The 8592-nt window shown below is 72.2% G+C and carries 7 protein-coding genes; 4 read left to right on the top strand and 3 right to left on the bottom strand.

Translation table 11 applies throughout. The features are described from left to right. The coding region (locus V7Z97_RS18090) for a HAMP domain-containing protein (protein ID WP_334164836.1) at window positions 1-955 on the bottom strand (955 nt) is incomplete at its 3' end. Between the two features lie 250 nt (window positions 956-1205). On the opposite strand from V7Z97_RS18090, the gene purL reads away from it, so the two are divergent. From purL to V7Z97_RS18075, 3 genes are all read left to right on the top strand, one after another. Next, window positions 1206-3404, top strand: coding sequence for a phosphoribosylformylglycinamidine synthase subunit PurL (gene purL / locus V7Z97_RS18085; RefSeq protein ID WP_334164835.1), 2199 nt, complete (start codon window positions 1206-1208; stop codon window positions 3402-3404). Continuing rightward, entirely contained in the window at window positions 3404-4537 is a 1134-nt protein-coding gene (locus tag V7Z97_RS18080; protein WP_334164834.1) for a DSD1 family PLP-dependent enzyme, read from the top strand. Before purL ends, V7Z97_RS18080 begins: the two co-directional genes overlap by 1 nt. Window positions 4538-4796: 259 nt before the next feature. Beyond that, window positions 4797-5240: an ester cyclase gene (locus V7Z97_RS18075; protein ID WP_334164833.1), complete on the top strand. Its 444-nt coding sequence runs from the start codon at window positions 4797-4799 to the stop codon at window positions 5238-5240. A 26-nt stretch (window positions 5241-5266) separates the two neighbouring features. Here the strand turns inward: V7Z97_RS18075 and V7Z97_RS18070 are convergent, their stop codons facing one another. Further along, a complete protein-coding gene (locus V7Z97_RS18070) occupies window positions 5267-5605 on the bottom strand; it encodes a hypothetical protein (protein WP_334164832.1) in 339 nt (112 codons plus the stop codon). Window positions 5606-5783: 178 nt separating this feature from the next. Here V7Z97_RS18070 and V7Z97_RS18065 point away from each other — a divergent pair, with 178 nt between their 5' ends. Then, the gene (locus tag V7Z97_RS18065) at window positions 5784-7307 is read left to right on the top strand and encodes a leucyl aminopeptidase family protein (RefSeq protein ID WP_334164831.1); all 1524 of its coding nucleotides are present in this window, start codon (window positions 5784-5786) and stop codon (window positions 7305-7307) included. 223 nt (window positions 7308-7530) lie between these two features. Here V7Z97_RS18065 and V7Z97_RS18060 read toward each other — a convergent pair whose 3' ends face one another. After that, window positions 7531-8073 carry a hypothetical protein gene (locus V7Z97_RS18060; RefSeq protein WP_334164830.1) on the bottom strand — a complete coding sequence of 181 codons (543 nt, stop codon included), beginning with the start codon at window positions 8071-8073 and terminating at the stop codon, window positions 7531-7533. Window positions 8074-8592: the final 519 nt, after the last annotated feature.

Below are 8592 nucleotides of genomic sequence, written 5' to 3'. Positions count from 1 at the left end.
CCGGGAAGGCGATCTCGATGCGGTGGCGCAGGTCGCCGGCGCTCAGCCGCTCCAGCCCCTCGCCCAGCGCCGCCACGACGCCCGACAGCTCCGCCGCCGCCCGGGCCTTGGCCGCCTCGTTGCGGGCCCGCTCCTCCTCCGCCGCCTTGCGCTGCTCGGCGGTCAGCCCCTCAAGCCGCAGCTTCTCCACGCCCGCGTCCTTGAACACCGAGACGGCGTCGGCCATCAGGCCGAGCTCGTCGCGGCGGCCCCGGGCCGGCACCTCGACGGTGTAGTCCCCCGACGCCAGCTTGCGCATGGCCTCGGTCAGCGCTGTCACCGGCCGGGCGATGGCCCGGGTCAAGAGGACGCCGAGCGCCGTGGCGATCAGCACGGCCAGGCCGATGCAGGCGGCCAGCGTGATGTAGGCGGTCCGCGTCACGCTCGCCTGGCGGGCGACCAGGGTCTCCATCCGCGTGTTGGTGGCCTCGTAGAGCGCCTCGATGCCGTCCTCGGCCGGCGCGATCAGGCCGTCGGCCGCGCCGTCCGGGCCGACCATGTCCACGGCTTGCTGCAGGGTCAGGGGATCGTCGGCCAGCACCTTGCCGGCCACCACGATCTCGGCATGCCACTTGTCGGCGGCGACGCCCACGCCCTGCAGCGTCTTCTGGTCGTCCGGACGGTCGGCCAGCAGGGTCGCCCCGGCTTCCAGGCGCTTCCGGAAGTTGCCCCGGTGCTTGTCGACCCGCTCCATGTAGTACATGTCGCGCGACAGCAGGTAGCCGCGGTAGCTGTTCTCCTGGCGGGCCAGGTAGAACTTGGCCTGCTCCAGGACCGCGATGACCTCGTTCGCCTTCGCTGTCTGCGCCCGGGCCGCGCCCAGGGTGTTCAGCGTGTAGAACGTCCAGCCGCCCATGGCGACCAGGGTGAGCACCACCGCCGCGAAGCCGACCGTCAGCTTGCGGGAGATACGCATGTTGTCCAAAAGCATAGCCTGATAACTTTTCTTCGGAAATCCAGTACGTCCTTGGGACATTACTCAACTGAATCCGAACAGGCGGTTACCTTACCGAGGCTGATCAGTAGATTTGTCGCGAACAACGTTCGCTCTACGAAGGACCCGCCGCGCCTCCGCCACCGGGGCCGTCCCGCCGCCTCGACGGCCCGTCGCCCCGATCGCTCGGCCCCTATCGCGCGGGCGCGAGAGTCCCGCTAGAAGGCGCCCCATGAGCGCCGCGCCCTCGAAGACCCTCGCCGAAACCGCCGCCGAGTTCGGGCTGAAGCCCGAGGAATACGACCTGATCGTCCAGCGCCTGAACCGCGAGCCGAACCTCGTGGAGCTGGGCGTCTTCTCGGTGATGTGGTCGGAGCACTGCTCCTACAAGTCGTCCCGCCGCCACCTCGGCAAGTTCCCCACCAAGGGCCCCCGCGTGATCCAGGGCCCGGGCGAGAACGCCGGCGTCATCGACATCGGCGACGGCCAGGCCTGCATCTTCAAGATGGAGAGCCACAACCACCCCTCCTACATCGAGCCCTACCAGGGCGCGGCCACGGGCGTGGGCGGCATCATGCGCGACGTCTTCACCATGGGCGCGCGGCCTGTGGCCCTGCTGAACGCCCTGCGGTTCGGCGACCCCGGCCATCCGAAGACGAAGCGCCTCGTCTCCGGCGTCGTCGCCGGCATCGGCGGCTACGGCAACTGCGTGGGCGTCCCCACGGTGGCCGGCGAGACCAACTTCCACCGCGGCTACGACGGCAACATCCTGGTCAACGCCATGTGCGTGGGCCTGGCCGACGCCGACAAGATCTTCTACTCGGCGGCTCCGGCCCCGGGCCTCTCCGTGGTCTATTTCGGCTCCAAGACCGGCCGCGACGGCATCCACGGCGCCACCATGGCCAGCGCGGAGTTCGACGAGGCCTCCGACGAGAAGCGCCCCACCGTCCAGGTCGGCGACCCGTTCGCCGAGAAGCTCCTGATCGAGGCCACGCTGGAGCTGATGGCCTCCGGCGCCGTCGCCGCCATCCAGGACATGGGCGCCGCCGGCCTCACCTCCTCCTCCGTCGAGATGGCCGGCAAGGGCGACGTCGGCATCGAGCTCGACCTCGACGCCGTGCCCCAGCGCGAGGAGGGCATGACCGCCTACGAGATGATGCTCTCGGAGAGCCAGGAGCGGATGCTGGCCATCCTCAAGCCCGGCCGCGAGCGCGACGGCCACGCCATCTTCGAGAAGTGGGGCCTCGACGCCGCCATCATCGGCAGGACCACCGACACCGGCCACATGGTCCTGAAGCACCGGGGCGAGGTGGTCTGCGACGTGCCGCTCGCGCCCCTGTTCGACGACGCCCCGCTCTACGACCGCCCCTGGGTCGCGCCGCCGCCGCAGCCCCGCCTGACCGCGGCCGACGTCGCCGCCCCGGCCGACTGGAAGGCCGCGGTGCTGACGCTGATGTCGGCGCCCGACATGGCCTCCAAGCGCTGGATCTGGGAGCAGTACGACCGCCACGTCATGGCCGACACCCTGGAGGACAGCGCCACCGGCGCCGACGCCGGCGTCGTCCGCGTGCACGGCGGCCGCAAGGCGCTGGCCATGACCTCCGACGTCACCCCGCGCTACGTCCAGGCCGACCCCTACGAGGGCGGCAAGCAGGCCGTCGCCGAGGCCTGGCGCAACCTCACCGCCGTCGGCGCCACGCCCATCGCCATCACCGACAACCTGAACTTCGGCAATCCCGAACGGCCCGAGATCATGGGCCAGATCGTCCGCGCCATCGAGGGCATGGCCGAGGCCTGCGCGGCCCTCGACTTCCCGGTCGTGAGCGGCAACGTCAGCCTCTACAACGAGACCAATGGCCAGGCCATTCCGCCGACCCCCACCGTGGGCGGCGTGGGCCTGCTGGCCGACTACGCCCGCCGCGCCGACTTCGGCGGCATGAAGCCCGGCGACCGGCTGGTGCTGGTCGGCGAGACCCGCGGCGAGCTCGGCGCGTCCATGTACCTGCGCGAATGCCTCGGCCGCGAGGAGGGCGCCCCGCCGCCGGTCGACCTCGCCGCCGAGCGCCGCAACGGCGACCTCGTGCGCGGCCTGATCCAGAGCGGCCAGGTCCACGTGGTCCACGACCTCTCCGACGGCGGCCTGGTCGCCGCCGTGGCCGAGATGGCGCTCGCCTCCGACGTCGGCGCCCAGCTCAGGGCCCCCGACGAGGTCCCCGCCCACGCCTTCCTGTTCGGCGAGGACCAGGGCCGCTACCTGGTGGCCACCCGCGCCGCCGACGCCCTCCTGGCCGCCGCCGAGGCCGAAGGCGTCCCGGCCCAGGTGGTCGGCGAGGCCGGCGGCGACGTGCTGGCCGTCCCCGGCCTCTTCAGCCTCGCGCTCTCCGAGCTGCGCCAGGCCCACGAGGCCTGGATGCCGGCCTACATGGGGTGATGGACGCCCGCCCCCACCTCGCCGCCGCCGAGGCCCTGATCGGCCGGCCGGGCTCGCGCCACGCGATCCCGACGCCGGCCGCGGTCCTCGACCTCGACGCCTTCGAGCGCAACGTCGCCAGGATGCAGGCCCGCGCCGACGCCGCGGGCCTCGCGCTCCGCCCCCACGCCAAGTCGCACAAGTCCGCCACCCTCGCCCGCCGGCAGATCGAGGCCGGCGCGGTCGGCGTCTGCTGCGCCAAGCTGGCCGAGGCCGAGGCCCTCGCCGCCGAGGGGATCGGCGCCATCCTCCTGACCTCGCCGATCGCCGGCGCGGCCAACGCCGGACGCGCCGCGGCGCTGTCCCGCGCGATCCCCGGCTTCCGCATGGTCGTCGACCACGTCGACGGCGTCGCCGAACTCGCCGCGACCGGCGCGCCGCTGCAGCTGGTCATCGACGTCGACGTGGGCCTCGGCCGCACCGGCGTCCACGACCCCGACCAGGCCGCAGACGTCGCCCGCGCCATCCTGCGCCACCCGCAGCTCACCCTCCTGGGCGTGCAGGGCTACGGCGGCCAGTGGCAGCACATGAAGGGCGCCAACGCCCGCGCCGCCGCCGTGGCCGACGGCATGGCCCGCCTGGCGACCGCGATCGCCGCCATCCGCGAGGCCGGCGGCCGCGTCGAGGTCGTCACCGGCGGCGGCACCGGCACCTTCGCCGCCGACGCCGCCCAGGGCCTGTTCAGCGAGGTCCAGCCCGGCTCCTACGCCTTCATGGACCGCGACTACCGCGACGCCCTCGGCGAGGACCCGGACGGCGCCTTCGAGCAGAGCCTGTTCGTCGCCGCCACGGTGATCAGCGCCAACCATCCGCAGTGGGTGACGGTCGACGCCGGCCTCAAGGCGCTCTCCACCGACGGCCCCCTGCCGGTCCTCGCCGACCCGGCCCTCGACGGCGCGGCCTTCCGCTTCTTCGGCGACGAGCACGGCATGGTCACGCGGCCCGCCGCCCGCGCCCTCCACCGCGGCGACCGCCTCGATCTGATCCCCGGCCACATCGACCCCACCCTCGACCGCCACGACCTGATCTGGGCCGTCCGCGGCGACGTGCTGGAAGCCGTGATCCCGGTCGATGCGAGGGGGGCGAGCCAGTAGCGGCGACGCCAGGCGCGGGAAGGTCCACGAACTCCACGAAGCGGCAGGAACGACGAGCCACGGATTTCACCGATTGCACGGATGCGGCCGTCCCGGCCGGGCCGATCCCGGCGAGGCTGCCGGACCTGATCGCGCGCCTCCGGCGCGCAAGGACGTCCGGGCTCCGCGTCTCCTATCCGTGTGATCCGTGAAATCCGTGGTTCTTCTTCGTTCGTGGGGTTCGTGGACCGCGCGAAGCGCGCCCCCTAAGCTCCACCGCATGAGCCCCACCGACCCCACCCTCGCCGAACGCCGCATCCAGGTCGTGCGCGATCACATGGCCCTGGAGACCGTCCACGACTGGGACGGCGTGATCGCCACCTTCGACCACCCCCGCTACGAGATGTACGGCTCCGGCGCGGTGTTCGACGGCGAGGCCGCCGTGCGCGGCTACTTCGCCGCCTCCCGCACGCCCTTCCCCGACCAGGGCAACGAGATCATCGCCATCGCCCACGCCGGCGACACCGTGCTCGTGGAGTTCTGGCTGACCGGCACGCACCTCGGCCCCCTGAAGCTCAAGGGCCGCACCGTCGAGCCCACCGGCCGGAGCTTCCGCGTCCGCATGGCGGCGAGCTTCGAGTTCACCCCGGGCAGCGACCGCATCCTCTGCGAGCGCCCCTACTTCGACCAGGCCGCCGTCACCCGCGCGCTGGGCTTGGCCTGACCCCGCGAGCCCCGCGGGCGCCGGCCTCAGGACTTCGGGCGGAGGGTCCTGGCGATCAGCCAGAGGTGCAGCGCGTGTGCGCCGATGAAGACGCCGGCCGCGGCGATGAGCGCCGGAATGACCAGACCCTCCTGGCCGGGTCGAGACGGAATGAAGGTGGCCGACGCCGCCGTGGCTGACAGGCAGAGCGCGGCCAGCAGCGGCGTGAACGCGAGCGCCAGCGGCCGCGGCGCCGTCCAGTTCACCGCGCCGGTCCGCGACCATTGCATCGGCAGCCGGCGCTCGGCCCTGAACCGGGCGTTCGCCGTCAGCGACATCGCCGCGAGCGTCACAAGCGCGAGGATGGCTATGGCGGCTGGCCCCATCACCGGTCTCCCTTCGTCCTGACGCTAACCCCGGAGCCACGCTGTCGGCAATGTGCGGGAGGCGCCACCCTGCCCGCCCCCCCCGGAAGGCGGACGTTCCGCCCGGCCTTGCGACGGGTCTGGCGCACGGCGGCGTTTGGCCTTAGCAAGGCCGTTACAACATAACAGGAGGTCGCCCTTGCGCCGTCTCGCCGCCTTCACCCTTGCGCTTGCCCTTGCCGCGGGCTCGGCCCAGGCGCGGCCCGTCCAGTTCGCCGCGGAGGCGCCGCGCGCCGGCGCGGTCGTGCTGCCGCTGGCGTCCGAGGCGGACCTTCAGATCCGCGGCGCGGCCCTCGATCCGGCCGTCCGCGAGGCGGTGCGCCGGGCGCTGGCCGCGGCGCGCTTCGAGTACAAGACGGGCAAGATGCTCAACCTGCGCGGGCTGGGCGGCTACGAGCAGATCGTGGTGCTGGGCGCGGCCGGGGCGCAGGGCCCGGCGGCGCTGCAGGACCTGGGCGGGCTGGCCAGGCGCGAGACCGCCGAAGCCGACGGGGCGGTGGCGGTGATGGCCCAGGGGCTCGACGCCGCCGAGCTCGCCATCGGCGCGGAGCTGGGCGGCTACGCCTATCCGGGGCTCAAGGCGCCGGCCGAGCGCAAGCCGTCGCGGGCGCCGCTGGTGATCGTCGGCGCCGGGGCCGACCAGGCGCGGGCGGCCTTCGAGAGCCGCGGCGCCGCCCTGGCCGAGGGCGTGCGCCTGACCCGCGACCTGATCTCCGAGCCGTCCAACATCAAGACGCCCCAGTGGTTCGCCGAGCGCACCCGCGACGCCTTCCGGGGCGTCCCGGGCGTGACGGTGGAGGTGTTCGACGAGGCCGAGCTCGCCCGGCGCGGGATGAACGCCATCCTCAGCGTCGGCATGGGCTCCACCCGGCCGCCCCGGCTGGTGATCGTCGAGTACAAGGGGCCGGGCGCCGCCGGCCGGCCGGTGGTGATCACCGGCAAGGGCATCACCTTCGACGCGGGCGGCGTCTCCATCAAGCCGGCCGCCGGCATGTGGCGGATGCGCACCGACATGTCCGGCGCCGCCGCCGCGATGGGGACGGTCCTGTCGCTCGCCAAGTCGCGGGCCCCGGTGCATGTGGTCGCCGTGGGCGCCATGGCCGAGAACATGCCGGGCGGCGGCGCCGCGCGGCCGGGCGACGTGGTCCGGGCCTATGGCGGCAAGAGCATGGAGCGGATCAACACCGACGCGGAGGGCCGCGTCGTGCTGGCCGACGCCATCGCCTATTCCGACGAGCGCTGGAAGCCGGCCGCCCTGTTCAGCGTGGCCACCCTCACCGGCGCGGTGGGCACGGCCCTGGGCGACGACTACGCGGGCCTGTTCAGCCGCCACGACGGCCTGGCCGCCCAGGTCCAGGCGGCGGCCGCCACCTCGGGCGAGGCGGTGTGGCGCCTGCCGCTGCACGCCTCGCTGGCCGAGGACCTGAAGAGCCCGGTGGCCGACATCCGCGACGTGGTGGAAGGCGGCGGGGCCGGCGCCAGCATCGGCGCCCACGTGATCGGCTTCTTCGCCGACCCGGCCACGCCCTGGGCGCACCTCGACATCGCCTCGGTGGCCTGGTCGAACGAGGCCCAGGCCACGGCGCCGAAGGGCGCCCGCGGCTGGGGCGTCCGCCTGCTCGACCGCTTCGTCCGCGACTTCGATCCGGCGAGGGTCAACTAGGCGGAGCGGGGGCGGCGGAGCCGCGCAGTCGCTCCACCCATCCCACCTCCCAGCCTGCTCCTCTCCCACGGCGCTCGCCCGCCTGGGTGAGGAGCATTCCCCCAGCGCCCCTCCGCTCATCCCGGCGAAAGCCGGGACCCAAGCCGAACCCGCCGCCGCCAGGCGCCTGAAGCGGTCGCCCCAGACAGCAGCCGGGCGGAAAACTAGCGTTGGCAGCAACCCGCTATGGCGCGCGCGAGATCGCTTGTTCGACGAGCTTCAGCCAAGGGTCCTCTGCGCCGCTCACCGGGACAACAGCGGGTGCATGGGCGGCGCCCTGCTCGCCTCTGAAACGGAGAGGGATTTCGACTTCAAGCAACTTTCCCTTTGAGTCACGTGCGACGAGGTATTGCTGTCCAACCGCCGCGAAGACTGGAGTGACGCAGGCGCCCGGGTTTGGCCACTCCGAGAGGTCCTTCTGATTGAGGAATGATTTCAAGCGCCGCTCGACATTCTGATCGGTGGGAAGCGGAGCCGTTAGTTTTTCGCCGCTTATCTCCAGCTTGGCGGCCTGCCCTCCCACAAGGGTTGCAACGACGCGGTAGTGGATCCGCACGGCGTCGGACCAAGTCTCGCGCCAATTCTGGGCCCACTCCGAAAGCTCAGCTGGCGAAGCGTTTTCACCCCATACCTTGGGTAGCGGCGCCACTTCTGCGTCGTGCGTGAAGTGATCTGCAACCACCAGATCAATCTGTGCCGCATGCGATACGATGACGTCGGCGACCACCTTCGGCGAAAGCTCCGCCTTCTGAGGCCATCCAGGCGGGGGGGTGCAGGCGTTGGCGATTCCCGTTCCCGCAAACGCGCTGAGCAGGAAGGCTGCTAGAGCCGTGGATCCGAACCTCATCGGCAAAGAACAGGTCCTTCTAGATAGGGCGTCAACTCCGCCACCGTCGTCTGCGAAAACTGGGTCGGGCGATAAGACGGATCGCAAGGCGCGGCGGAGCCGCGCCATCGGTCCACGCCCCCCAACCCGCCCCCTTGGCGGTCTTCGTGTCCTTGGTGACCTCCGTGTCGAAGGACGCCCCCCGCTGCAGGGCGCTGAACGTCGGCCCTCGTCCGTGTGGTCAGTGTATTCCGTGGTTCCCCTTAAAATCCGTTCGCCGCGCACCGCGCACCTCCCGGTAACCTTACGGCTGGATCATGCGGCCGAGCGCTGGCAGCTTGGGCGCAAGGACGAATAACCCGCCGATGGCTTCCGCACCGAAACGCCGCGCAGAACGCGCGCCCGGGGAAGAGCCCGACA

It is taken from the genome of Phenylobacterium sp., assembly GCF_036821595.1.
Taxonomy (GTDB): domain Bacteria; phylum Pseudomonadota; class Alphaproteobacteria; order Caulobacterales; family Caulobacteraceae; genus Phenylobacterium.
This window is presented reverse-complemented; position numbering and strand designations above follow the sequence as displayed.

Bases quoted from the DNA above. Each gene is read 5' to 3' on its own strand.
- purL (WP_334164835.1), top strand. From the start codon at position 1,206: ATGAGCGCCGCGCCCTCGAAGACCCTCGCCGAAACCGCCGCCGAGTTC.
- V7Z97_RS18080 (WP_334164834.1), top strand. From the start codon at position 3,404: ATGGACGCCCGCCCCCACCTCGCCGCCGCCGAGGCCCTGATCGGCCGG.
- V7Z97_RS18075 (WP_334164833.1), top strand. From the start codon at position 4,797: ATGAGCCCCACCGACCCCACCCTCGCCGAACGCCGCATCCAGGTCGTG.
- V7Z97_RS18070 (WP_334164832.1), bottom strand. From the start codon at position 5,605: ATGGGGCCAGCCGCCATAGCCATCCTCGCGCTTGTGACGCTCGCGGCG.